The following is a 23,450-nucleotide window of genomic DNA, read 5'->3' on the forward strand; positions in this document are numbered from 1 at the left end:
ATGTGCGGAACTTCAGATATCGCACACGCGACGACTGCATGCCGGCGTACTACGACGCAACGTTCGCGCTCGAATCGGTGATGACGGTCGACCTTGTCGTGTCGCGCTGGACCAACGAAGCGATTGCCCACGCGTTCCTGAGTTTCGGCCTGAGCGGCGGCCGTTATATCGCGATCTCGATCGAGACGCGCCGGCGGCACGGGCAGCGCTACTCGCCGTACAAGGGTTTCTTGCCGCTGTACGACCTCGTATACGTCGTTGCCGACGAGCGGGATTTGATCGGCGTTCGCACCGATGTGCGCCGGGAACGCGTGTACTTGTTCCGTGCGCGCGTCGCGTCCGAGACCGCACGTGCATTGTTTGAGGATTACCTGCGGCGCGTACATGCGCTCGAACGCCATCCGGAGTTCTACAACACGTTGCTCAACAATTGCACGACGAATATTTTGCACCACGTCAGATCGGTTGCCCCTGACGTCGGATACAGCTGGAAGGTGTTGCTGAGTGGTTATGCGGACCGATACGGACATGAGCTCGGCCTGCTCGACGATTCCATACCGTTCGATGCGCTGAAGTCGGCAAGCCTGATTCAGCGCGCTCCCGGCGCGATGATCGATGGCGATTTCTCGGCGGCGATCCGCGCATCGCTACCGCTCGCACGGAACAAATGAACCCATGCCTGGCCACCGGCCGGCGACGACGAGGGAGCGGAACATGGTGAGACTGGTCATGCTGTTGCTGGGCGTGGACTATCTTCGCAAGCGCGCGAAAGGAATTGTCTGGATCGGCATCGTATGGGTCATCGCGGGGCTCGTCGTGTTCGTCGATGCGCTCGACGGCGCAATGCACTTTCCGGTCACGCTCTTTGCGTGGTTGTGCCTGCTCGAAGGGGGGGCGACGCTGGCCGTCGCATGGACCGGCGTCGGCGGGCAACGCGCATTGCGCTACGTGAAGGGAGTCGCGGTCGTGGCCGCGTCGATGCTGATCTTTGCCGGACACCATCACGGCAACCTGATCCTGTCGATGATTTTCGGCGCGTTGTTCCTGGTCGACGGGGCACTGCAGTGCGTATCCGCGTGGATCGTCCGGTATCGTCGCTGGAGGATCGCACTCGGTTGGGGGGCAGTGGAGATCCTGATCGCCGTGTTTTTCTTTCAACCGTACCCGACCCACTACGTGGGCACGTTGCCGTACTGCCTTGGCCTGTTCCTGATCTTCGGCGGCACGAACATGCTGGCGCTGGCGGCCCGCGTGCGGCGTCTCGAACGCAATCCGGCATTCAGCGTGTCACGCTGGTCTGCATTGTTTCCCGACGTCGCATCGGAGGCACGCACGAGCCCGTTCGATCGAACCGAATGGGACGGCCCGCCGGCCGATCACGAGCGTGCGCTGACCGTGCATGTGTGGACGCCGACGGGTTCGTCGAAGGCGCCGGCACAGCATCATCCGGTGGTCGACCGCTACATCGCCGCGGTCGACGTCAACGGCAACATTTCGACCGGGCATGCGGCGCTCGAGTCGCCCGAGGGAATCTACATCAGCCTGTATCCCGCCGCCGAAATCGACCGTTCGCCATCGGAGTTCGGCCGTATCCTGCGCGCAACGCGCGAAAACGACGTGCCCGGCACGTTTCAACCGGACTATGCAACGGAGTCGCGCGCGTGGTGTCCTTCCACGATACGCGTGCGGATCCGCAATTACGATCCGGCGAAGTTGCGCGCGTTCTGGGAGCGTTACCGGATCGATACGACGTACAACCTCACTCACCGTAACTGCTCGAGCACCGTTGCCTATGCGCTCGAGGCGGCGATCGACGGTGCGGTGGGCCGACTGCACGGCGGCAGTACGGGGTGGGGCAGTTTTCTGCGAGTGCTCGTCACGCCCGAACTGTGGGTTGCCGCGCAGATTCGCAAGCGTGCGGTGACGATGGCGTGGACGCCGGGCCTCGCGCTCGACTATGCGCGTGCACTGAGCATGCTGGCCGATCCGCGTCCGTTCGCGTGGTGGAAGGCAGCAGGGGTTGCCGCAAGCCGGCTGTCGCAACAGCGACGTGCATGGCGTGCGCAGGACGCGGGCACCGCGCAATGATGCGGCATACGGATTGCGCTCCGGCCACGCCTGGGAAAAAACATAAGGATTCCGCCGAAATGCGCGCGACTCGCGATGTTCGAATGACGTGGTGCCGTGACGGCGGTGCGATGCGATTTATCGGCTGTCGTCGTCGCCTGCCGGTACGTGACCCGACAGTCGAAGTTGACGCGGCGTGACGCCGTAGTACCGCTTGATCTGCGTCGTCAGATAGCTCTGGCTGCCGAACCCGCAATCGAGCGCGATCGACAGGATGCTCGTCGACGTATGGCACAGCAGCCAGCGTGCGCGTTCCAGGCGGCGTTCGATCACGTACTGCATCGGTGTACGTGAGAATCGCTCCTTGAACGCCGCGATTGTCGCGTGCTCGCTCAGGCCGGTGTATCGGGCGATGTCGGCAAGGCTGATCGATTTGCCGAGCGAGGCATCGATCCAGCGATTGATGGACGTTTCATAGAGGATGTCCGGACGCTCGCGGATGTTTCGACTGACGTCCTGAGCGCTCGGATTTCGACGGTACGTTGCGCTCGGTGGCTCTCCGAATCGCCGGTGGTACAGGCGAACGAAGCGCAACGACGGCGCAAAGCCGTATGCACGCAGCACGCCGACAAAACCGGTGCCGATATCGACGGCCAGCGCGCGGTGAACGGCGCGAAGACGTGCGTCGAGGATGATGTCCCTCGAATGTTTGCCGGTCAGGCGCCGGATGCCGTTTTCCAGCGTGTTCGTGGCACATCCCAGCGCATAGGCAACCGTACTGAGCGTTGCCCAGCGTGTCGGGTCGGCTTCGATCGTCGCAACCGCGGTACGCGCGAGGTGTTCCGGCGCGTGGCGATCGCTCAGGACGACGTCGCTGTAGTTGTTCTTGTGGCCGGTCACGACGAGCTTGAGCATGTGCTCGTACAGCGAGCGTATCGCGATATCAGGGGATGGCGACATCAGCATCATTCGACGCAGGCAATCCGCGGACGCGTTCCATTGCGTGGCGAGATCTTTGGCCAGCGGCGACAGGTCGAACTGGATGAGTTCGTCGAGCGGGTGGCCGAGCCAGTGTCCGACAAACTCGTTGACCTCGGTGACATCGAGGATCACGGCAATGTGGTGCAGCCCCTCGGGTCGTGACAGGCACGTTGCGTCGCTCGCGGACGAAACAGGCATCACATCGCCGATGGCGCATTGCGCGACCGAATTCCCGCTCGAGTAAGTCGATCCGCCGTTGATGCACGACGAGAAGAGATAGTTGGGGCGGGGGCCGCCCGACTGAAAATGAAACGGTATTTCGAAATTGCCATCGTAAACCGCGAGCCCGTTCCATTGCTGGCCACTGACAGTGACGTCCCGATTGCTGGCGTGACATGCACGAAAGCGGTTCTCCGTATAGGTCGCCACGAGAAAATCGGAAACCTCATCCGGGTCATTACTGTGAAAGCGATGCGTTTGGATTGGCGATTCACTCATCATGATGGCCAGTTCGAATGTTTTTTCTTGATTGAGTATTAATGGGGGTCAATCAATGTCGGGAGCAATGCGGTTTCCGGCCGACATCGTAGGGAAAAGCCGGTCGCTCGATAAGCTGCCGCGTTGTATACGGGGTATACGACCGGTTACGCCGACTATGCATACGGAACCTGCGTGTGGTGAAACAAGGTGACCGGGCAGAAATGAAAAAAATGAAGGCCTGAACACCTTACACCCGGATGCTTATTTTTTAGAGAAATTCCGTCGATATTCCGGAATAAATAATCTTACAGAGTCAATACAATCGTGTGACCGATGCGGTTTATATCGGACACGTTTCCTTCGGGAAATCCTGAATTATTCGATTGCGAATCGTGCGGCGTTACGCGGCGCAACTGGGTGAAACCGGTTCTTGCATCCGCGTGACAGAGGGGCATGCCTGTCGATAAATGCGGGCGCACGTGCGTGACACCGTCTGAAGAATACAAGCGATGAAAATTCTCTATACCAACTTTCATGGCGGAAATGGTGGTGGGCATGACACCTATATCTATCACCTTGCGGCCGGTCTGGGCCGTCGGTATCGCGTCGCGGTCGCATCGCCGGCCGGCAGTCGCCTGTCACGCATGGTCGATACGCTACCGGGCGTGCGCATCGTCGACATGCAGTTCAAGCCGTGTTGGCGCACATTTCTCCCCGAGTTGGTGCGGCTGCGGCGCCTGATCCAGCAATCCGCGTTCGACATCATCCACGTCAACGGCTCGGCCGATCACCGGCAGGTCATGCTCGCACTCGTGGGCTGTCGCACGCGACCATCGGTCGTTTTTACGAAACACAACACCTATGCGGCCGGCAGCATCGGTAATTTTTTGCGGGCGCGGTTCGCGACGGACACGACGATCGCCGTCAGTGACTACGTCCGGCTGATGCTCGAGCGGCAGTCACCGTACGGCGACATCACGGTAATCAAGCATGGCGTGCAGTTGCCGCCGCATACGGGCGGGCAGGCCGAGATCCGGCGTCGGCGAATCGGGTATTTCGGCGAAGCCGGTGCGGACGCCATTGTGCTCGGCAGCGTCGCCGGCACCGGGCCGCACAAGGGGTGGAGCGATTTGGTCAGCGCGCTTGCGCAATTGCCGGATGCGTTGCGCGCGAAGTTTCGCGTGCTGCTTGCAGGCGACTGGCCGTCGAAGGAGCAGCGCGAATTCGTCGCGCATTGCGGCGTGGCCGCGAACGTCGCATTCGTCGGTCCGACGGATCGGACGCATGACATCCTCGCGACCTGCGACGCATCGTTCGTGCTGTCATATCACGAAAGCCTGTCGTTTGCGTGCCGCGAAGCGATGTCGATGGGCCGTGCCGTGATCGTGACCGATGTCGGCGGCTTGCCGGAGAACGTCGACGACCGGATCGACGGCTGGATCGTTCCGCCGCGATCGCCCGAAGCGATCGCCGCCGTCCTGCGCGAGATTGCCGAACATCCCGAACGTGTTCCCGAGATGGGGCGCGCCGCGCGCGCAAGGAGCGAACGCGAGTTCAGTTTCGCGCGGTTCATCGACGAAACGAGTTCGGTTTACCGCGCGTCGATCCGCGGGACGGTGGTGTCTGCATGACCGGTGTTCCGACGCAGCCACCGGTCACGCCGCAGGAGCGGCCGTCGGCAGAACGCGCCGCGTGCGTCCCGATTCTGATGTATCACCAGATTCGCCCGTTGCCGCCGCATTCGGACGTATTGCGCGGCCTGAGCGTCGATCCGCGCGCGTTTCGGCGCCAGATGCGTGTGCTGAAGGCGCTGGGCTATCGCGGCATGTCGGTCACCGACTTGCAGCGGCGGCTGCCGCAGGCGCGGCGCGAGAAGCTGTTTGCCATCACGTTCGACGACGGATTTCGCAACGTGGCCGAGCATGCGCTGCCCGTGCTCGATGCGCTCGGCTTTACCGCGACCTGCTACTTCGTGTCGGGCAGGCTGGGTGGCAGCAATGATTGGGATCGCAGGCTCGCGACGGCCGAGGGCGCGTTGATGGATCTCGGCGCGCTGCGCGAATGGCACGCGCACGGGCACGAGGTCGGCGCGCATACCGTCGATCATGTTGTGCTGTCCGACGTGCCTTCACCGGCTGCGTGGCGGCAGATCGCGCATTCGAAGGCGCAACTCGAGGATGCGGCCGGATGCCCGATCGTGTCGTTTTGTTATCCGTATGGTGCGCTCGACGCGAACGTGCGGCGACTTGTCATCGAAGCCGGCTTCCAGAACGCGACGACGACCGTGCGCGGACGTGCTGATGCGCGTACCGATCCGTTTCTGCTGCCGCGTATTGCCGTGCCGGGCGGGCGTGGCGTCGCGCGCTTTCTCGGGAGGTTCTTCCGGTGATGCGCGACAGATCCGCCGCAAACGCCGGACGGCTTTGCCGTGCGGGCCTGCTGCATGCAGGGTGCGGCACACCGTCCGGATTCGACGCGGATTGGATCGCGCGGCCGATAGTGCGCGTGCTGCTGTTCGTCGCGCTGGGAATCGCGTATCTGGCGCCGGGCATCATTGGCCATGACCCGTGGAAACAGGACGAGGCCTACACGTTCGGGATCATTCGGCACATGCTCGATTCGGGCGACTGGATTGTGCCGGCCAACACCGGTACGCCGTTTCTCGAGAAGCCGCCGCTGTACGACTGGGTCGCGGTCGCGTTCGCGCTGTTCATCTGGCGTGCATTGCTGACGGTCGGGTTTCCGGTTGGTCCGCTCGCGGTCGTGGCGATCGCCGGTGGTGTGTTGCGCGGCTGGCGCAATCCGTCGATCGCGCTGCCGGTCGCATTCGCCGCGATCGGGCTGATCGTGCTCCACTTTGCCGCGACGTCGCGGCAACTCTACATCCTGCCGTTTATCGGGCCGCTGTCGCTCATCGCCGCGCGCAGCGTCGAGCGTATGCCGGCTCGCGTGCATGTCGCGTGGGATTACGCGAGTCGCGGCCTGTTCGGTGCATGTGCGGTGCTGGTGTGGTGCGTCTGGCTTGCGATGACGCACGACACGCTGCCGCGCGACATCTTCAGGTGGTTGGGGGGCTGGCTGCCGCTTGACTGGACGATTCCTCTGCAACCCGCGGCGATCTGCGCGGCGTTCGCGCTGAGCGTCGGCTGGCTCGCCGCGTTGCTGTTGCTGCGCGGAGCGGGCCCGTGGCGTGGTGCGTTGTCGTGGGCCAGCGGCGTGGTGCTCGCCTGGGGCCTTGTCTACACGCTGTTGCTGCCCTGGCTCGACGTAGCGAAAAGTTATCGGTCGGTGTTCGACGACCTGAAGATCCAGCTTGCACGCGAGTGGCGCGCGGGCGATTGCATCGCGAGCCCGGGGCTCGGCGAATCCGAGGCGCCGATGCTCGATTACTTCGCCGGACTCCGCTACGTACCGATGGACGAGCCGCGTGCGCGCGCGTGCCGCTGGCTCGTCGTACAAGGCATGCGCGGTGCGGTGCCGGATCCAGGGGCGTCATGGGCGCCGTTCTGGCATGGCGCGCGCCCCGGCGATACGCGCGAGGCACTCGTCGTTTATCGCGCGGTGAACGGTGAGTGGCCAAGTGCCGGGTCGAATTTGCCGGAGCGCAGATGACGACGCGCAGCGGACGCCGCGGTTGTTGGCTCGCGATACTGGTGATCGGCGCGTTGATGTTGCTCGTCGCGGAACTGATCGGAATCGTTGCTTCGCTCGTCGGTCAGGTGTGAGGGGGCGAGGCGTGATGCGAAGGACAACGGATGAGTACATTTCAGGAGAAAACAATGGGAAAGCGCTGGTGCATGACGTGGAGGCGGATCGGACGGCTGCTCGCGGGTTTCGCGCTGGCCGGATTGATGAGCGCTTGCGGATCGGGAGACGATTCGATAACGGCGACGGCCGAGCGTACGGTGCTCGTTTATCTTGTCGGTTCGGATTTGACATCGGACCTTCAATCCGATCTTGACACGATGACCAAGGCCACGGCCGGTACGAACGTGAATATCCTGGTTACGACCGGCGGCGGAGACCAGGTGCAGAAGGACGTCGACTGGACTCGGACTCAACGTTGGCAGCTCTCGCAGGGGCGGCGAACCAGGCTGGCCGACCTCGGAGGGCAGGACATGGCGGCATCGGCCACGCTGAGCGATTTTCTCGAATGGGGTATCCGGCAGTATCCGGCGAAGCGGGTCGCGGTCATTCTGGGCGATCACGGGGGCGGCCCGAATGGCGGCTTTGGTTATCGGACGACGACGAAGGCCGAGCGCGATGCGGGGGACCTCCCGCGTTTGTCGTTGCGGGACATGACCCAGGCGTTTCAGCGCGCGACCGTGGCCACGGGAAAGCGCTTCGATCTGGTCGGATTCGACGCATGCCTGATGGCCAGTGTCGAGGTTGCCGCCGCGTTTCGCCCGTATGCGGACTATCTGGTCGCATCCGAGGATCTTGAATTCGGCGGGTGGGATTACGCCAGCGTATTGGGCGGTCTCGTCGCACAGCCTGGTATGAATGCCCGAGACCTGGGAACGCTGATCGTCAACAGCTATGCCGGCTTGCGCGCGGGAGACAATCCGGATTTCACGGTTTCGCTCGTCGACCTGGGGGCGCTGGACAGTGTCATCGGCGTGGCTGACGCACTGGGCCGCGATCTCTATGCCAACGGAAACAGCGTGGAGGACATCGCACGTGCACGCGTCAACGCGCGTTCGTTCGATACCGACTGGACGAGAGTCACCGATATGGTCGATCTGGTGCAGTTTTCAAGGGCGCTCGAGCTTGCGGCGCTGCCGAGGCCGACTGTCGCGAGCAGTGAGGTCGAAAAAGCGCTGAATCAGGCCGTCGTCGTCAAGCGGGCGGGAAGCAACCGGTCGCTGGCGAAAGGATTGACGATTTTCATGCCGGCAGGCGCTGCGTACGACACCGCCGTCATGAAGACATACGACAGCCTGGATTTCAGTACGTCCTACCGGCGTTTTGTCGGCGAATACGGCGCGGCATTGCGGGCGGCGCTCGATGTACTCGTCCAGATCTCGCCGCCAGTCGCGACCGGCGATGATGTTCAGGCTTTCGCGTATTCCCCGAAGCTCTGGCAGGAAGAAGTGCCGATGGCTGCGCTTGAAGACAGCGTCGGGCAAATCGTGGCAGTTCGTCCTATCGGACCGGCGTCACCTGCCACGGCCGGGGATGCGAATTTGGGCGGCGATTTCCGCAAGCTCTCGACCAAATTGTCGGAGCCATGGTACGCGCTCAATGGTTGCATCGTGTCGGTGATTCCGGGCGTAACTGGCGATACCGAAACATCGTTCGTGATCCCGGTATCCTACCGCGAGGAGACGTCCACCACAGAAGTCACCGGCTTCTTGCTGGCGTCGGGAGAGCCGGGTGGTGACATGACTCTGAAGGGGTTCGTGCCGTTACTTGGCACGGCAGTCGGTCATGTGACGCCGATCGGCTCAACGTGGACATTGACGCCGCAGCTTTGGAGGGCTGACCTGTCGGCATGGACCATTCCCGACCCGGAGACTGTCGTATGCAAGGCGGCCGTGGCGCAGGACGGAAGCTGGAAAATCGGAAGGACCGGGAAGCCCGACTCGTATCGATTCCGGTTCGCCGTAGCAGACCTGGCGAACCGCTTGCGTCTGTCTCCCGAGATGTGACGAAGAACCCTGTTCCCCTCGGAGAGGAGCAGGGTCCTTGAACCGTCCGGGGCGCGCTCCGGCTCATGTTCGATCTTTCCGATTCGCTCGAAGTACTCGACCCGACCGGCAGTGCGTGCACCGTGCAGCCAGACGACCTGCCGGGCTTGCCGCAGTCGCCGGCAAGCCGTTCGGCGCGGTGCCGGAAGCGGTAGCGCCGGCCGATCGGGGTGTTGCGGACGTCGTTTGGGCATTGCTCGCGTGTGAGCAACAACGCGGTGAAGCGGCAGAATGGGCCGGCATCCTGATCGATGCGCGACTATCCCGATGCGTGGCGTACTTGAAGCAGGCCACGGGGGACCGGATCGCGCGCGACCCGCGCCGCACCCGTGATGTGCCCATTACGTACCCACTACGCCCGTGCCAGCCGGCGCGCAGCCAGCAGCCCGAGCACGAGCAGCACCGCGACGTAAGCGGCGACGCCCGTCCACGCGCCGTGTTGCCAGAACGTGCCGCCGATCGACCCGAGCACGCTCGACCCGAGATAGTACGCAAGCAGGTACAGCGACGCGGCGTGCCCCTTCGCGGCCCCCGCGAGATAGCCCACCCAGCCGCTCGCGACCGAGTGGGCAATGAAGAAGCCGATCGTGACGAGCACGATGCCGACGACGATCGCGGCGAGCGAATGCGACAGCGTCAGCACGAGGCCCGCCGCGAACACGAGCACGCCGCTGACGAGCACAGGTGCGCGTCCGAGACGGTCGGCGAGCGCGCCGGCGCTCGATGACGACACCATCCCGAACAGGTAGGCGCCGAAGATCAGCCCGCACGCGGTCGCACTCAGGTTGAACGGGGCCGCGGTGAGCCGGAAGCCCGCATAGTTGTAGATCGTCACGAACGCGCCCATCACCAGGAAGCCGATCGCGAACACGAACGGGAGCCGCGCGTGACGCAGTTGCTCGCCCCACAGCCGGACGTGATGGCGCAGCGTCAGGTCGGTGCGCTTCACGAAGCGCCGCGACGGCGGCAGCAGCATCACGAACGCGGCCGCCGCGATCAGGTCGACGACACCGATCGTCAGCATCGCCGTGCGCCACGAGAAGTGCTCTTCCAGCATGCTCATGCCGATCCGTCCGACCATGCCGCCGAACGCGGTTCCGCCGACATAGAGCCCCATCGAGAAACCGAGCCCTTCCGACGCGATTTCCTCGGCGAGATACGCCATCGCGACAGCCGGGACGCCGCCCAGCGCGAAACCTTCCAGCGCGCGCCAGACCAGCAGCAGGTTCCAGTCGGGCGATAGCGCGGCGAGCACGTTGAAGAGCGCAGCGAGCGTCATCGACGCGAACATCAGCCCGCGCCGCCCGACGCGTTCGGACAGCGCGCCGGCGCACAGAATGGAGATCGCGAGCATCCCGGTCGACAGCGACAGCGAGAGCGAACTCGAGGCCGCACCGAGCCCGAACTCGCGTGCGAACGCGGGAAGCAGCGGCTGGACGCAGTACAGCAGCGAGAACGTGGAAAAACCGGCAAGGAAGAGGGCCAGCGCGATGCGCTTGTAGGCGGCCGAGCGCGGGGAAACGCCGGCGGGCAACGCATCGGGCGTGGCCTGTTGCGCGCCGGGCAGGGCACGGGAAAGCGAAGGGGAGGACATGACTGCGCTCGATGTGCGAAGGAACGCCTGAATTCTTGCGCACGGTCATGTATATGTCCAATATATGAAAGTAACCGAAGCGATATGTTTAACCACTGGCTGGTGAACCCACCCGGCACACCGTGAGAGCACGTACGAATGGAACTCCGGCATCTCCGTTATTTTCTGGCCGTGGCGGCCGCGTCGAATTTCACCAAGGCTGCCGAGGCGCTCGGCATCGGGCAGCCGCCGTTGAGCCAGCAGATCAAGGCGCTCGAAAGCGAGCTCGATGTGGAACTGTTCAGGCGGACCGCGCGCGGCGCCGAGCTGACGCTGGCGGGCGAGGTCTTCGCGCAGGAAGCGCGCCGCGTGCTCGACGCCGCCGAGCGTGCGGTGCGCGCGGCAAGGCGGGCCGCGCGCGGGGAAACCGGGCATCTGCGCGTGGGTTTCACCGGGACGGCGGCGTTCAATTCGAAAGTGTCGGACCTGATCCGGCGCTTTCGGGAAGCGTTTCCGGATGCCGAGCTGACGTTGCAGGAGGCCGCGTCGCGGATGCTGCTGGAGGCGCTGGAGGCCGGGCACCTCGACGTCGCGATCGTGCGGCCGGCACGCCGGGCCGCCGCGACGTTGCGGATGCTCGACTGGGACGACGAACCGATGTTCGTCGCGCTGCCCGTTGCGCACCGGCTGGCGCAGCGGCGGCGGATCGATCTGGTGGAACTGGCTGACGAGTCGTTCGTGCAGGTGCCGAGGGAGGCCGGCGGCGCGCTGTTCGACCATATCGTCGCCGCATGCAATGCCGCCGGGTTCGAGCCGCGCATGGCGCAGCCTGCGCCGCAAATGGCGTCCGCGGTGACGCTGGTTGCGGCCGGGCTCGGCGTGTCGGTCGTGCCGAAGGCGATTACGCAGGTGCAGGTTGCCGGAGTCGTCTATCGGCCGTTGGCGGGGGATGCGTTGCGGGCGCGGCTCGCCATTGCGTCACGATGCGATGAATCGTCGGCGGTGGTCCGGAATTTTCTGATGCTGGCGGGAGAGGATGGGGCGGCGTGAGGGCCGTGGAAACAAAAACCGCGAAGCCATGTGCCGTCGCGTTTTTCGAACATGCTTGAAGAGCGATGATGTTGTATTCGACGGGATGTTGGCCTTCGCATTTGAATGACTTCAATATCGACGAAGAAGTACTTTTGTTAATTGTCGTGCGCTGCCGTCTGCAATCTGTCGGTGTTGATCGCGAGATGAAAATGAAGGATGGATTCTGGAATTTTCAATCGATGATCGTCGTGACCGGTTGGGGAGCTTGTCGGTGAGGAATTCGCTATTCATTCGCTGCACCACGCAGAAGAGGGTTGCCTGCTTGCACATCGCCAGCCCCTATGATGCCCCCGAGGGGGCCGTGATCGTCTACGATACGACCGATGAATCGACTCATGGTCACGCCGAGGTCGTACTGCCCGGACCGCTTTTCGCGAGTGATTACATCAGTCCGAATAGCAGGGTGATGCGCAAGGGCGAGAAACCCACGTTGATCGGAAAGGGTAGAAAGGTAACGGGAGTCTGGATCAAATGAAATGGAATGCCTGGTTTTTGATTTCTGGCGCAGTGCTTTCTTGCTGGGGGGCGACAGTTCTGGCCGATCAAGGCAACGCCGATCCGTTCGTCGCGTTTCAGCAGCGGTTCGGCGGTAATCAGGAGTTCGTTTGCACGGCAAAGGGAGGGAAGAAACTTTCCGTCAATGTGGGCGTGCCTCAGGCGGATGCCGATCAGATAAAGGTGGTGCCCCGCCAGGAGTGGGGCAATACCCTGTCGGTCTATCTCTCCGCTGGCGAGGGGAAGCCGATTGATTCGTCATGGGGAACGCCGGCATTCGATCAATCGATGAAGTTCATGTCGATACGGTTGCGGAACGGCAAGACGCTCGTTTTCGAGCGATTTCGAAATATCCCCGATCCCGATGCGGACGAAAAGCATCTCGATCGCAAACCGTACTTCAATCTGACGATCGATAGCGGAGCAAAGCTGCCTTGCAGTCAGGTCTTCAACTTGTCCTGACGCGTGGCCGGTGGAATCGGATTGCAGGGTCGGCGGCCGCGTCATCGGTAAGCGGAACGACATGAATGCCGCATTGAAGTCGACCGGACATCGGTCGTTTGCTTCTCTCGGATCACGGAGTGGGGCCGGGCCGTCAGTAAAGAGTGACGCACAGCGTTCCCGACAGCGTCCGATCGAATGGACTTCAAGCTGGAAAGGGGAACGTGCGGTTATCGATGTGGGCCATGCTCCGACAGGTCTTGTCGGCCGGCAATTGGCACATGCCGCGCCAGGCGGGCGATGAGGAAGGAACCACGACGAAAACCTCGTTGCGAGGCGGCTGGATCGTCGGAACCGACGCAAGGCGGGGACTGCTGAACTCGAAGCGCGGTAAAACCGCTTCTGGTGCCGACGGCGAGACTCGAACTCGCACAGCTTTCGCCACTACCCCCTCAAGATAGCGTGTCTACCAATTTCACCACGTCGGCACTGCATTGCACTGCAAGGGGCGCAATTGTAGCGTCACATTTCGCGTTTGTGAAGAGGGTGTGACACGATGGGCGGATGCGCGAAAGCGATCCCGGTAGAATTCGGGCGATCGACCCGATGGCCGCCGCAACCGCAACCCGTTTTCTCCGCGTGACACATACCCTCGAACAACTGCAGGCCGGGCAACTGGCCGGCACACGGCAACTCAAGCTCGCATGCGGGTTGACGGCCTTTCCGCGCGAGATTTTCGATCTTGCCGACACGCTCGAAGTGCTCGACCTGACCGGCAATGCGCTCACCGCGCTGCCGGACGACCTGCCGCGCCTGCATCGCCTGCGCATCCTGTTCGCGTCCGGCAACCGCTTCACCGCGTTCCCCAACGTGCTCGGCGCGTGCGAACAGCTCGACATGATCGGCTTCAAGGCGAACCGGATTCAAACCGTGCCGCGCGGATCGCTGCCGCGCGCATTGCGCTGGCTGATCCTCACCGACAACGCAATCGACGAGTTGCCCGCCGATATCGGCGATTGTTCGCGCTTGCAGAAGCTGATGCTCGCCGGCAACCGGCTGCGCACGCTGCCGGCCGGGCTGGCCGCCTGCCGCGCGCTCGAACTGGTGCGCCTGTCGGCGAATCGCCTGGACGAACTGCCGGACTGGCTGCTGCGGATGCCGCGGCTCGCGTGGCTTGCTGCCGCCGGCAATCCGTTCGGTGCGGCACCGGAAGCCGCGGCGTCGGCGGAGCCGGATGTCGCGGACGTCGATTGGGCATCGCTCGCATGCGGGCAGAAGCTCGGTGAAGGCGCATCGGGCGTGATTTACCGCGCGCAATGGACGGCGGATAACCGTGCGCCGCGCGCGGTCGCCGTCAAGCTGTTCAAGGGCGCGGTGACGAGCGACGGCCTGCCCGATTGCGAAATGGCCGCATGCCTGCATGCCGGCCGCCACCCGAACATGATCCCGGTGATCGGCAAGGTGCGCGGGCACCCGGACGGCACGCACGGCCTCGTGATGGAACTCGTCGATCCCGCGCTGACGAATCTCGCGGGGCCGCCGAGCTTCGCGACCTGCACGCGCGACGTGTATGCCGACAGCACGGGATTCGAGCCTGCCGCGGCGCTGCGGATCGCGCACGGCATCGCGTCGGTCGCGGGCCATCTGCACGAACGCGGCATCATGCACGGCGACCTGTATGCACACAACATCCTGCACGACGGCGCCGGTGGCGCGTTGCTCGGCGATTTCGGCGCGGCGTCGTTCTACGACGTGAGCGACCGCATGCGTGGTGCGCGGTTCGAACGGCTCGAGGTGCGCGCGTTCGGTTACCTGCTCGGCGAGTTGCTCGATCGATGCGGGCAGCAGGCGTGGGCCGGCCGGCCCACGCTCGACGCACTGGCGGCAGCCTGTTTGAACGAGGATGTCGACGCGCGGCCGTCGTTCGTGGAGATCACCGCCGCGCTGGCTGCGCAAACACGCTGACGGGACGGCGCGGCAAGTTCGGTCTCGGCAATACGAGCGCTTACGCCTGCCGCGCAGTCAGCAGCTTGATCCCGAGCCCGACGAACAGCAGCCCGCTGGCGCGCTTGAGCGTAAGCACCGCGCGGCTCATGCCGAAGCCGCGATGGAGCCGGCGCACGCCGGCCGAATAGACGCTATGAACGACCACGACGGTGCACGCGATCGTCGCGTACATCACGACGAACTGCAGCGCGAGCGGGCGGTCGTGCACGATGAACTGCGGCATGAACGCCGACAGGAAGATCATCGTCTTCGGGTTGCTGCCCGACACGAACAGCGCTTCGCGGAACAGCTTCCCGCAGTCGGGCGCGGCGACCTCCGTCGCGCCGGTCGACGCGCCGGCCTTGCGCTCGCCGCGCAGTTGCCTGACACCCAGGACCATCAGGTACGCGGCGCCGGCCACCTTCATCGCGACGAACAGCGGCGGCATCGCGGCGAGCACCGCGCCGACGCCGAGTGCGACGAGCACCACGACCACGCCCTGCGCGACGAGATTGCCCGCGATCGTCGCGGCCGTGCCATGCGTGCCGTAGCGCACCGTGTTGCGGATGACGAGCAGCACGTTGGGGCCCGGCGACAGCGTCGTGGCGAGATAGGCTGCGGCAAACAGCATCCAGGTCTGAAAGGACATGCGGCGCTCCGAGAGGCGGTTCCGGCGGGCGGGATGACGCGATGATGCCACGCCAATAAATGGCCCGGGCTTGCCCGGAACCGTGCCGTCGCGGCGCGTCAGCGTGCGTCGCGCATGCAGTACGCGGGGATCGACGGCGGCGTATCGATCGCGGCGGGCCGCGTCATCCACGCGATCCATCCGGCCCATATCCCGCAGACGATCAGCACGGCGACGTTCAGCGGCGTCCGGTATCGGACGATCAGGTCGGCCACCGGCAGGCGGTGTTTCATGTGCGTCTCCTTCGATCGGGGGCGGGCGGCGTTACTGGCCGGCGTAGGTCGGCGCCTTGGCGTCGCAGGTCACGGATACCGTCGAGCCGTCCGCGAAACGCAGCCGGAACGGCACCTTCGCGCCGGGCGCGACGGTCTGGCGCGGCTGCTCCAGCATCACGTGATAGCTCTTCGGCTTGAAGGTCACCGTGCCGTGCGCGGGCACTTCGACGGCGTCGACGTGAACCATCTTCGCGGTGCTGCCGTTCGTTTGCGTTTCATGCAGCATCGCCATTCCGTATGCGGGCGTGTCGAGGCCCGTCAGCGTGACGGGCGCGTCGCCGTCGTTCTTCAGCGTGAAGTAGCCGGACGACGGCACGGTCGCCGGCATCGCACGGATCCAGCAGTTTTCTGCCTGTACGGCCGGCGCGGCGAACGTGGCGGGAGCCTGCAGCGCGAGCAGTGCGAACAGCAGGCCGGTCGGAATCGGGCGTTTCATGGTTGGTTCTCCTGATGGGGGGATGCGGCGGGTATCGGCGGCGACGCGCTCGGCACGAAACGCCGATGCGCATCGCGAACGTCATTTCAGCGTGAACGCGTAGTGGCCTTGCGTGCGATGGCCATCGCTGGCGACCGCGATCCACGCGACCGTGTACGTGCCGGCGGTCAGGCTGGCCAGCGCGACGTGCATGCGTTTCCGGTTGCCGGCGTCGACGGACGATTTCCCATCGGCGACCGACTGCCCGTGGCTGTCGGTCACGGCGATCGAGCTGAAAGCGGGCTCGAGCGCCTCGCTGAAACCGATCGAGACCGCATGCGGCGCGGTTGAGAGCGTGGCGCCGGCGGCCGGTTCCTGCGTCTTCGGGAGTGCGTGTGCGTGGGCGGCCTGGATCGCGACGAAGCCGAGTGCGGCGAGCGTGCCGCGAATGAAAGTGGCGGTTTTCATGGTTGAGTGTGCGAGTGGCGAATCGGATGAAGCAACACGGATTCGACGGACGGATGCACGCGCACCATCGCAGCAGCACCGATGGCGGCCGACGCCGGCGCGACGGTACGCACCGGCAGCAAGCGGCCGCACGCACGGTACGACGCCGCGCGCAACACGGTGAGTCATGATCGTCCTTCGAAACGTGACACGTCGCGCACGCCGGCGGCGTGCGCGAGCCGCGCGATGCGTTACGGCATCACGGGCGTTGACGACGAATCAGGACGTGAACGGAGGGGCGCGCGGTTGCGCGGCCGTGAGCGGCAGCGCGCGGCGCAGGCTTTCGAAGCGGGTCGCTTCGCGATGCTGAATGACGTGCACGTTGGCCGCGAACGTCAGTTCGGGCGCGGGCAGCGCGGGCGTATGGGCGAGCAGGCTGCAATAGCCGCATGCCTGGAGGTGGGCTTGCAGGCTCTTTCGCGACGCATCGGCGGCGCGCTCGCCGGTGGCCGGCGCGGCAGTGCAGTAGCCGGCCAGCAGCGTATCGACGCGCTGCTGCGTCGTCAGGGCCTGCGAGATCGTCGGTGCGAGCGCCGTCATCAGGATGGCGAGCATCCCGATCAGACTGCCGATCTTCCGGAGACGACGACTCAGCATGCGATGCGCGGCGGCGTAGGGGCGACGATGGAGCGGATTATGCCACGCACGTCGAATCGCATGTCGGCACAGCGGTGCGGCGGTGCAGCGCGCTACGCGTGCCTGGCCAGGTATTTCGCGATCAGGGTCATCTGCGCGGCCCAGCCCTGATCGTTCATCTCGCGCGCCTTCGCGCGGCGCGTTTCGATCAACTGATCGAAGCCCGTTTCGGTGACCGTGAGCAGCGTGCCGCCGGCCTGCGCCGCGAGCGTGAACGTGACGAGCGTCATCGGCTCGGATGTGTAATCGACATTCGGGTCGATCGCGAACGGATGCCAGCGAAAGGAGAACAGTTGCTTCGGCTCGACGCGATCGACGACGATTTCGAACACAGTGCCCGCATAGGGCTCTTGCGCCTTGGCGACGTCGTCGTCGACGCGGGTCGGCGTGATGCGGCCGAACAGCGGCTGCCCGGCCGCGAACGGCCCGTCGAACGAGACGCCGAACCACTGGCCGAATTCGCCGGAATTGCTGACGGCTTCCCACACGCGGTCGGGCGATGCGTTGAGCAGGGCCTGTTTTTCGATGCGATCGGTTTGCTGGGTCATGACGTTCTCCACACAGGATCAACCTTTGCCGGACGGCACGCGCGACCGCGGGCCGCGTCTAGTCGAGCATGACCGCGTCGGGCACGTCGAGCACGAGGTCCGACGTCGCGACGGCCACGCACGGCAGCGTATAGCCGTCGGCCTTTTCCTCGCGGCTCAGCCCCGGCCATTCGATCGTGTAGCGTACGCTGCCGCTGACGATCCGGCAAAGGCAGCTTCGGCATGTGCCGTTGCGGCACGAACGCGGCAGCGACACGCGCGCGAACGCGGCGGCTTCGAGCAGCGTGAGCGAATCGGGCGCATCGAAGGTCGCGCCGAGCGGCTCGATGCGCACGAGGGGAGGGTGTTCCGGATGGGTCATGGCGAAGGCGGGCGGCGATTCGGCGGCAACGCGCCAAGCATACCCGAACGGGCTGACGGCCGGCGTCGGCCGGCCGCCGGCGTCAATGCCGGCGCAGGTGCCGGTACACGGTATTGCGGGCGAGGCCGAGCTCGCGCGCGGCCGCCGACACGTTGCCGCCATGCCGTGCCAGCACGGCATCGATCACCGCGGCCTGATGGTGTTGCAGCGTCGTGCCTTCGTGCGGGCCGGCCGACGCAGCCGGTGCCGCGGATGACGGCGCCGCCGGCGCGTCGTCGCAGTCGAGCCAGAAATCGTCGGGCAAATGGGTGAGCGTGATTTCGTCTTCGTCCTCGGCCAGCATGCCGGCCGTGCGCAGCACGTTGGTCATCTGGCGCAGGTTGCCGGGCCAGCGGTGGCGCGTGAACGCGTCGAGCACGTCGGCCGCGATGCGGCGCGGCATCGGTTCGCTGCGTGCAAGCCGCGCGAGAATCCGCTCGACGAGCGCGGGCAGGTCGGTGCGTGCGGCGAGCGCCGGCAACGTGACCGCGAGCCCGTTGATCCGGTAGAACAGGTCTTCGCGGAACGTGCCTTCCGCGATCATCGCGCGCAGGTCGCGATGGGTCGCGCAGACCACGCGCACGTCGACGGGCACCGCGCGCGCGCCGCCGAGCGGCATCACCGCGCGTTCCTGCAGCACGCGCATCAGCCGGACCTGCTGCGCGAGCGGCATGTCGCCGATTTCGTCGAGAAACAGCGTGCCGCCATCGGCCTGCACGATCTTGCCGGGGCTGCCGCGCTTGCGCGCGCCGGTGAACGCGCCGTCCTCATAGCCGAACAGCTCGGCCTCGATCAGCGAATCGGGCAGCGCCGCGCAGTTGACCGCGACGAACGGGCCGTCCGCGCGAGGCGATGCCTGGTGCAGTGCGCGGGCGAGCCATTCCTTGCCGGTGCCGGTCTGGCCGAGGATCAACAGCGGCAGGTCGCGCCCGCGGATCTTCGCGACGCGTTCGAGCACGGCGGCCATGCGTGCGTCGCCCGTGTCGAGCGTCGCGAACGTGATCGCATCGGGGTCCGCTGTGCGCACGCGTGCGGCGGGTGCGGGCGGCGTGACGGCAACGGCGGTCTTGTGCGCTTCCGCGAATTCGCAGCGCGCCAGCACGCGTACGCCGGTCGACAGCGTGAGGCGGAACATCGCACCGGGTGCGCGTGCCGCCTGCTGCGCGAGCTGGCTGAAGCGCATGCCGAACAGCGCGTCGCTGGCCTGATGTTGCAGTGCGTCGAACGACGCGCCGAGCTGGAATTGTGCGCTGCGGTTCGCGGCGATCAGTCCGCCGTCGGGGCCGAAGGCGACGAGCCCGGCGAACAGCGAATCGACGCATTCCTCGTGCGCATGAAAGCGCAGCCGCAGGGCTTCCGCGCACTGGTTCGCGAACAGGTGGTTCTCGATCAGTTGCGCGGACATCCGCACGAGCGCGAGCGTGTGCGGGCTCGATCCGCGCGGATCGCCGCTGACGTCGAGCGTGCCGAGCGTGCGGCCGAACGGGTCGAAGATCGGCGCGCACGAGCAGGTGAGGATGTGGTTGGCGCGCAGGAAGTGTTCGTCGCCGTGCACGGCGACGGCCTGGCCCGATGCGAGTGCGGTGCCGATCGCGTTGGTGCCGCGTGCGCCTTCCGCCCACGAAACGCCCGTGCACAGCGCGACGCGGTTGGCTTTTTCGATGAAGTCCGCGTCGCCGATGCTGTGCAGGATGACGCCGTCCGCGTCGGTCAGCAGCACGAGGCTTTGCGTGTCGGCGATTTGCGCGTGGAGGTTCTCCATGACCGGGCGGGCGTGCGAGAACAGCGCGTGATTCGTGTCGAGCAGTTCGCGCAGCGCAATGCGCGACAGCGGCGAGAAATCGGGACGTTCGTGCGCGCGCAGGCCGACCGCGGTCGAACGCGCATGCGCCTGCGCGAGCAGGTCGGTGCGACCCGCGGTGGCGGGCAGCACGAAAGGTTGCGGCATGACTTGTCTCCTGTCGACCAGAGTTAGCGCTTTAGCGCTTACTCTGGTCCCATGCTTCGCGGTCGACCCGAGTTGGCGCTTTAGCGTTTACTCTGGTCCCATGCTTCGCGGTCGGCCCGAGTTGGCGCTTTAGCGGTTACTCGGGTCCCATGCTTCGCGGTCGGCCCGAGTTGGCGCTTTAGCGGTTACTCGGGTCCCGTGCTTCGCGGGCGACCCGAGTAGGCCTTTTAGCGCTTACTCGGACCCCATGCTTCGCAGTCGACCCAAGTTAGCACTCGAGCCCCCTGCTTCACGGTCGACCCGGGTTACCACTCCAGCGCCACCCGAGCCCCACGCTCCTCGAATCCGGTCGATCCGGCACACACGTGCTCGCCGGATTCCTCTACCGGTTCCCGCCTGCGCGTGCGGCGCACCATCGACGCGCGAACGCCGGCCATCCGGGCACACATCATCATACAAGCGCCGCGTGCGATGTGCGACCGCGTATAAAATCCACTTGCTTTTAAATGCCCGCCTGCAATGATTGAAACGGAGCACGCACGCGCCGTGTTCCGCATTGCAACATGCATGCGACGTGACATGCATCCGTTCGGGAGACGCATCATGGTTCGGACGGAACTGAGAGTCGTGCTGGCGGCCATCGCCACATTCATCATGCTGGGCGGCATTGCCGTGGCGATCCACGGGCTGCTGTTCGATCTGACCGATGCGGTGCGATACGGGGCGGCCGCGATTGCGGTCGGCGCCACGACGGCCGCAATCGCGCTCAACGTCTGGCCAAACGACCCTCACTGACGCCGGTTTCCGAAACGGTGCCGGATGCCGCGCTGATCAGATGAAATGCGCGTCGGAACGACGCACGCCGTAAATTTTGTCTCCCGCGCGAAACCGTCTAAAGTGGAAAGCAACCGGCATGCATTACCCGCGCCATTACCCGCGGGCCGTGCCCCGCCGGCGAGCCCGCGTACATTTCGTCCGGCCGGTGGCGGACGACGGACGCGGTCATTCGTTTTCTACCGGTCGAGGCGGGTCCCATGCAAATCCATTTCACGAACGAGAAGCCCGAGTATTCGGGGCGCGACCTGATGCTTGCGTTCACGGCGTTGGTGAATGGCGAGCGCGTTCAATGTCAGATCACCGCCGAGGCGCTGGAAGACCACTTCGGTGCGGCTTCGCCGCGCTTCGAGGACATGGTCGGTGCATTCGACCAGCACCGCGACCGTATCGAGGCCGCTGCACGGCGCCTGCTGTCGGAGACGCGCGCGCAATGCGTGACGCTGCGCAGCGGTTACGTCCGCTTCTACGAGGCCAACTGGCGCTGACGACACGACGCCCGTCCTGCTGCGCGCGTCGCTGCACGCCGCGCACGCGAAGACGTTGCCTTTCATGCGATGCCGTTCGGCGGGCCCGGGCGGCATTTTCGTATGCGGGCCGCACCGGATTGCTGCCGCGCGCGGCCGGCTGCTAGTGTGCCGGCACGACCCGGCATATCGATTCGTCAGGATCGCAGAGAAAATCATTCGAATCAGGCGTTGAAACTCGATCCGGCGAACCGGCTGGCGCTCGAGGCAACGGGCATCGCGGCGATCCGCAGCAACCGGCCCGATGCGGCGGTCGGGATCTTCGAGGGCATGAACCGCGCGTATCCCGACGACGCACACGTGATCGCCAACCTGGCGGTCGCCTATCGCCGTACCGGGCGGGTCGATGACGCGATGCAGTTGTACCGCCGCGTCAAGACGCTGGATCCGCCGCTGGCGCAGCGGCTGTACGACGAGGAACTCAAGGGCGTCGCGACGCCGTGATGCGCGCGGGCGGGCCCGCGCGACTCGCCCAACGAAAACGCCACCCGAAGGTGGCGTTCGTTCGTCGTGCATCGCGCCGAAGCGCGACCGTCACTCGCTGCCGAGATAGAAGAAGCGGAACAGGAACACGGCCGCGATGATCCACACGATCGGCTTGACCGAGCGGGCCTGGCCCGTCAGCAGCTTGAGGCCGCCGTAAGCGATGAAGCCGAACGCGACGCCGTTCGCGATCGAGTACGTGAACGGCATCAGCAGCGCGGTGAGCGCGGCCGGCACGGCTTCCGTTGCATCGTCCCACGGCACCTCGACCATCTCGCGCAGCATCAGGCACGACACGTACAGCAGTGCCGGTGCCGTCGCATACGCCGGCACGACGCCGGCGAGCGGTGCGATGAACAGGCACGCGAGGAACAGCACCGCGACGGTGATGGCCGTCACGCCCGTGCGGCCGCCGGCCTGCACGCCCGATGCGCTTTCGATATACGCGGTGGTCGACGACGTGCCGAGCACCGAGCCCGCGACGATCGCCGTGCTGTCGGCGAGCAGCGCCTTGTTCAGGCGGTTCATCTTGCCTTCGACGAGCAGGCCCGCGCGGTTCGCGACGCCCATCAGCGTGCCGGTCGCATCGAACAGCTCGACGAGGAAGAACACGAGGATCACGTTGATGATGCCGGTCGACAGCGCGGCGCCGATGTCGAGCTTGAACAGCGTCGCATCGATCGACGGCGGCGCGGAGAACACGCCGTGGAACTGGTTGCCGCCGAAGAAGAACGACAGGATCGTCACGCCGATGATGCCGATCAGGATCGCGCCGCGCACGCGCAGGTGGTCGAGCGTGACGATCGTGAAGAAGCCGATGATCGCGAGGATCGTCGTGGGCTTGTGCAGGTCGCCGAGCGTGACGAGCGTGGCCGGGTTGCCGACGATCACGCCCGACGTCTTCAGCGAGATGATGCCGAGGAACAGGCCGATACCCGCGGTGATCGAGATCCGCAGCGATTTCGGAATGCCGTTGACGATCGCCTCGCGCACGCGGAACAGCGTGACGAGCAGGAACAGGCAGCCGGAGATGAACACCGCGCCCAGCGCGGCCTGCCACGTGAAGCCCATCCCCTTGACGACCGTGTACGCGAAATACGCGTTCAGGCCCATGCCGGGCGCGCATGCGATCGGGTAGTTCGCGTACAGCCCCATGATGATCGATGCCAGCGCCGCGACGAGGCAGGTCGCGACGAACACGGATTCCTTCGGCATGCCGGCGTCGCCGAGGATCGCGGGGTTGACGAAGATGATGTAGGCCATCGTCAGGAACGTGGTGACGCCCGCGAGTATTTCGGTGCGGAAGTCGGTGCCGGCTTCAGCGAAGCCGAAATACCGCTTGATGGATTCCATGAAGGCGTTTCTCCGGTCGGGTTGTCGTGTT

At 65.0% G+C, this 23,450-nt stretch carries 24 protein-coding genes and 1 tRNA gene; 13 read left to right on the top strand and 12 right to left on the bottom strand.

The window, feature by feature from the left end:
• Positions 1–38 precede the first annotated feature (38 nt).
• Both APZ15_RS27955 and APZ15_RS27960 read left to right on the top strand, forming a co-directional pair.
• Complete coding sequence (locus APZ15_RS27955) at positions 39–671, top strand: Lnb N-terminal periplasmic domain-containing protein (protein ID WP_226153346.1); 633 nt, start codon at positions 39–41, stop codon at positions 669–671.
• A 43-nt stretch (positions 672–714) separates the two neighbouring features.
• On the top strand, positions 715–2,088 hold the full coding sequence (locus tag APZ15_RS27960; protein ID WP_027789645.1) for an HdeD family acid-resistance protein: 1,374 nt from the start codon (positions 715–717) through the stop codon (positions 2,086–2,088).
• Positions 2,089–2,205: 117 nt separating this feature from the next.
• On the opposite strand, the gene APZ15_RS27965 is transcribed toward APZ15_RS27960, so the two are convergent.
• Positions 2,206–3,549 (bottom strand): helix-turn-helix transcriptional regulator, encoded by a 1,344-nt coding sequence (locus APZ15_RS27965; RefSeq protein WP_027789644.1) that lies wholly within the window; start codon positions 3,547–3,549, stop codon positions 2,206–2,208.
• A gap of 488 nt (positions 3,550–4,037) precedes the next feature.
• On the opposite strand from APZ15_RS27965, the gene APZ15_RS27970 reads away from it, so the two are divergent.
• From APZ15_RS27970 to APZ15_RS27985, 4 genes are all read left to right on the top strand, one after another.
• Positions 4,038–5,159 (top strand): glycosyltransferase family 4 protein, encoded by a 1,122-nt coding sequence (locus APZ15_RS27970; RefSeq protein ID WP_027789643.1) that lies wholly within the window; start codon positions 4,038–4,040, stop codon positions 5,157–5,159.
• Positions 5,156–5,917: a polysaccharide deacetylase family protein gene (locus APZ15_RS27975; protein WP_027789642.1), complete on the top strand. Its 762-nt coding sequence runs from the start codon at positions 5,156–5,158 to the stop codon at positions 5,915–5,917. The genes APZ15_RS27970 and APZ15_RS27975 overlap by 4 nt, the downstream gene beginning before the upstream one ends.
• Positions 5,914–7,140: an ArnT family glycosyltransferase gene (locus APZ15_RS27980; protein ID WP_370448691.1), complete on the top strand. Its 1,227-nt coding sequence runs from the start codon at positions 5,914–5,916 to the stop codon at positions 7,138–7,140. Before APZ15_RS27975 ends, APZ15_RS27980 begins: the two co-directional genes overlap by 4 nt.
• Before the next feature lie 167 nt (positions 7,141–7,307).
• Complete coding sequence (locus tag APZ15_RS27985; RefSeq protein WP_158605816.1) at positions 7,308–9,179, top strand: clostripain-related cysteine peptidase; 1,872 nt, start codon at positions 7,308–7,310, stop codon at positions 9,177–9,179.
• A gap of 391 nt (positions 9,180–9,570) precedes the next feature.
• Here APZ15_RS27985 and APZ15_RS27990 read toward each other — a convergent pair whose 3' ends face one another.
• Positions 9,571–10,812 carry an MFS transporter gene (locus APZ15_RS27990; protein ID WP_027789639.1) on the bottom strand — a complete coding sequence of 414 codons (1,242 nt, stop codon included), beginning with the start codon at positions 10,810–10,812 and terminating at the stop codon, positions 9,571–9,573.
• Between the two features lie 138 nt (positions 10,813–10,950).
• Between APZ15_RS27990 and APZ15_RS27995 the strand changes: the two genes are divergently transcribed.
• From APZ15_RS27995 to APZ15_RS28005, 3 genes are all read left to right on the top strand, one after another.
• Positions 10,951–11,841, top strand: coding sequence for a LysR family transcriptional regulator (locus tag APZ15_RS27995; protein WP_027789638.1), 891 nt, complete (start codon positions 10,951–10,953; stop codon positions 11,839–11,841).
• A 68-nt stretch (positions 11,842–11,909) separates the two neighbouring features.
• On the top strand, positions 11,910–12,098 hold the full coding sequence (locus tag APZ15_RS41875; protein WP_138143365.1) for a hypothetical protein: 189 nt from the start codon (positions 11,910–11,912) through the stop codon (positions 12,096–12,098).
• A gap of 256 nt (positions 12,099–12,354) precedes the next feature.
• The gene (locus tag APZ15_RS28005) at positions 12,355–12,840 is read left to right on the top strand and encodes a hypothetical protein (RefSeq protein WP_027789636.1); all 486 of its coding nucleotides are present in this window, start codon (positions 12,355–12,357) and stop codon (positions 12,838–12,840) included.
• A 382-nt stretch (positions 12,841–13,222) separates the two neighbouring features.
• Here the strand turns inward: APZ15_RS28005 and APZ15_RS28010 are convergent.
• Positions 13,223–13,307 (bottom strand) — tRNA-Leu (locus APZ15_RS28010).
• 151 nt (positions 13,308–13,458) lie between these two features.
• Here APZ15_RS28010 and APZ15_RS28015 point away from each other — a divergent pair.
• Positions 13,459–14,784, top strand: coding sequence for a leucine-rich repeat-containing protein kinase family protein (locus APZ15_RS28015; RefSeq protein ID WP_027789635.1), 1,326 nt, complete (start codon positions 13,459–13,461; stop codon positions 14,782–14,784).
• Between the two features lie 40 nt (positions 14,785–14,824).
• Here APZ15_RS28015 and APZ15_RS28020 read toward each other — a convergent pair whose 3' ends face one another.
• From APZ15_RS28020 to APZ15_RS28050, 8 genes are all read right to left on the bottom strand, one after another.
• A complete protein-coding gene (locus APZ15_RS28020) occupies positions 14,825–15,454 on the bottom strand; it encodes a LysE family translocator (protein WP_027789634.1) in 630 nt (209 codons plus the stop codon).
• Positions 15,455–15,552: 98 nt separating this feature from the next.
• Positions 15,553–15,726: a hypothetical protein gene (locus APZ15_RS41880; protein WP_167562617.1), complete on the bottom strand. Its 174-nt coding sequence runs from the start codon at positions 15,724–15,726 to the stop codon at positions 15,553–15,555.
• A gap of 31 nt (positions 15,727–15,757) precedes the next feature.
• Positions 15,758–16,204 (bottom strand): copper chaperone PCu(A)C, encoded by a 447-nt coding sequence (locus APZ15_RS28025; RefSeq protein ID WP_027789633.1) that lies wholly within the window; start codon positions 16,202–16,204, stop codon positions 15,758–15,760.
• Positions 16,205–16,285: 81 nt separating this feature from the next.
• Positions 16,286–16,651, bottom strand: a complete 366-nt coding sequence (locus APZ15_RS28030) for a copper resistance CopC family protein (RefSeq protein ID WP_027789632.1) — start codon at positions 16,649–16,651, stop codon at positions 16,286–16,288.
• A gap of 258 nt (positions 16,652–16,909) precedes the next feature.
• Positions 16,910–17,287: a DUF2946 domain-containing protein gene (locus APZ15_RS28035; RefSeq protein WP_027789631.1), complete on the bottom strand. Its 378-nt coding sequence runs from the start codon at positions 17,285–17,287 to the stop codon at positions 16,910–16,912.
• Positions 17,288–17,379: 92 nt separating this feature from the next.
• Positions 17,380–17,874, bottom strand: coding sequence for an SRPBCC family protein (locus APZ15_RS28040; RefSeq protein ID WP_027789630.1), 495 nt, complete (start codon positions 17,872–17,874; stop codon positions 17,380–17,382).
• Positions 17,875–17,932: 58 nt separating this feature from the next.
• On the bottom strand, positions 17,933–18,235 hold the full coding sequence (locus tag APZ15_RS28045; RefSeq protein WP_027789629.1) for a 2Fe-2S iron-sulfur cluster-binding protein: 303 nt from the start codon (positions 18,233–18,235) through the stop codon (positions 17,933–17,935).
• Between the two features lie 82 nt (positions 18,236–18,317).
• A complete protein-coding gene (locus tag APZ15_RS28050; protein ID WP_027789628.1) occupies positions 18,318–20,222 on the bottom strand; it encodes a sigma-54-dependent Fis family transcriptional regulator in 1,905 nt (634 codons plus the stop codon).
• Between the two features lie 603 nt (positions 20,223–20,825).
• Here APZ15_RS28050 and APZ15_RS28055 point away from each other — a divergent pair.
• The 3 genes from APZ15_RS28055 (at position 20,826) to APZ15_RS28065 (ending at position 22,027) form a co-directional block, all read left to right on the top strand.
• Positions 20,826–21,017, top strand: a complete 192-nt coding sequence (locus APZ15_RS28055) for a DUF2964 family protein (RefSeq protein WP_011354307.1) — start codon at positions 20,826–20,828, stop codon at positions 21,015–21,017.
• Positions 21,018–21,256: 239 nt separating this feature from the next.
• Positions 21,257–21,544, top strand: a complete 288-nt coding sequence (locus APZ15_RS28060; protein WP_011354308.1) for a DUF1488 family protein — start codon at positions 21,257–21,259, stop codon at positions 21,542–21,544.
• A 210-nt stretch (positions 21,545–21,754) separates the two neighbouring features.
• Positions 21,755–22,027: a tetratricopeptide repeat protein gene (locus APZ15_RS28065; protein ID WP_034195969.1), complete on the top strand. Its 273-nt coding sequence runs from the start codon at positions 21,755–21,757 to the stop codon at positions 22,025–22,027.
• 90 nt (positions 22,028–22,117) lie between these two features.
• On the opposite strand, the gene APZ15_RS28070 is transcribed toward APZ15_RS28065, so the two are convergent.
• A complete protein-coding gene (locus tag APZ15_RS28070) occupies positions 22,118–23,419 on the bottom strand; it encodes an NCS2 family permease (protein ID WP_021163282.1) in 1,302 nt (433 codons plus the stop codon).
• Positions 23,420–23,450: the final 31 nt, after the last annotated feature.

The organism is Burkholderia cepacia ATCC 25416 (assembly GCF_001411495.1).
Classification (GTDB): domain Bacteria; phylum Pseudomonadota; class Gammaproteobacteria; order Burkholderiales; family Burkholderiaceae; genus Burkholderia; species Burkholderia cepacia.

Coding starts and splice junctions, on each gene's coding strand:
- APZ15_RS27985 (WP_158605816.1), top strand. CDS start 7,308: ATGGGAAAGCGCTGGTGCATGACGTGGAGGCGGATCGGACGGCTGCTC.
- APZ15_RS28025 (WP_027789633.1), bottom strand. CDS start 16,204: ATGAAACGCCCGATTCCGACCGGCCTGCTGTTCGCACTGCTCGCGCTG.
- APZ15_RS28040 (WP_027789630.1), bottom strand. CDS start 17,874: ATGACCCAGCAAACCGATCGCATCGAAAAACAGGCCCTGCTCAACGCA.
- APZ15_RS27990 (WP_027789639.1), bottom strand. CDS start 10,812: ATGTCCTCCCCTTCGCTTTCCCGTGCCCTGCCCGGCGCGCAACAGGCC.
- APZ15_RS28035 (WP_027789631.1), bottom strand. CDS start 17,287: ATGCTGAGTCGTCGTCTCCGGAAGATCGGCAGTCTGATCGGGATGCTC.
- APZ15_RS28030 (WP_027789632.1), bottom strand. CDS start 16,651: ATGAAAACCGCCACTTTCATTCGCGGCACGCTCGCCGCACTCGGCTTC.
- APZ15_RS27960 (WP_027789645.1), top strand. CDS start 715: ATGGTGAGACTGGTCATGCTGTTGCTGGGCGTGGACTATCTTCGCAAG.
- APZ15_RS28005 (WP_027789636.1), top strand. CDS start 12,355: ATGAAATGGAATGCCTGGTTTTTGATTTCTGGCGCAGTGCTTTCTTGC.
- APZ15_RS28060 (WP_011354308.1), top strand. CDS start 21,257: ATGCAAATCCATTTCACGAACGAGAAGCCCGAGTATTCGGGGCGCGAC.
- APZ15_RS27995 (WP_027789638.1), top strand. CDS start 10,951: ATGGAACTCCGGCATCTCCGTTATTTTCTGGCCGTGGCGGCCGCGTCG.
- APZ15_RS28055 (WP_011354307.1), top strand. CDS start 20,826: ATGGTTCGGACGGAACTGAGAGTCGTGCTGGCGGCCATCGCCACATTC.
- APZ15_RS28050 (WP_027789628.1), bottom strand. CDS start 20,222: ATGCCGCAACCTTTCGTGCTGCCCGCCACCGCGGGTCGCACCGACCTG.
- APZ15_RS41875 (WP_138143365.1), top strand. CDS start 11,910: ATGTTGTATTCGACGGGATGTTGGCCTTCGCATTTGAATGACTTCAAT.
- APZ15_RS41880 (WP_167562617.1), bottom strand. CDS start 15,726: ATGAAACACCGCCTGCCGGTGGCCGACCTGATCGTCCGATACCGGACG.
- APZ15_RS27965 (WP_027789644.1), bottom strand. CDS start 3,549: ATGATGAGTGAATCGCCAATCCAAACGCATCGCTTTCACAGTAATGAC.
- APZ15_RS27955 (WP_226153346.1), top strand. CDS start 39: ATGCCGGCGTACTACGACGCAACGTTCGCGCTCGAATCGGTGATGACG.
- APZ15_RS27970 (WP_027789643.1), top strand. CDS start 4,038: ATGAAAATTCTCTATACCAACTTTCATGGCGGAAATGGTGGTGGGCAT.
- APZ15_RS27975 (WP_027789642.1), top strand. CDS start 5,156: ATGACCGGTGTTCCGACGCAGCCACCGGTCACGCCGCAGGAGCGGCCG.
- APZ15_RS28070 (WP_021163282.1), bottom strand. CDS start 23,419: ATGGAATCCATCAAGCGGTATTTCGGCTTCGCTGAAGCCGGCACCGAC.
- APZ15_RS28045 (WP_027789629.1), bottom strand. CDS start 18,235: ATGACCCATCCGGAACACCCTCCCCTCGTGCGCATCGAGCCGCTCGGC.
- APZ15_RS28020 (WP_027789634.1), bottom strand. CDS start 15,454: ATGTCCTTTCAGACCTGGATGCTGTTTGCCGCAGCCTATCTCGCCACG.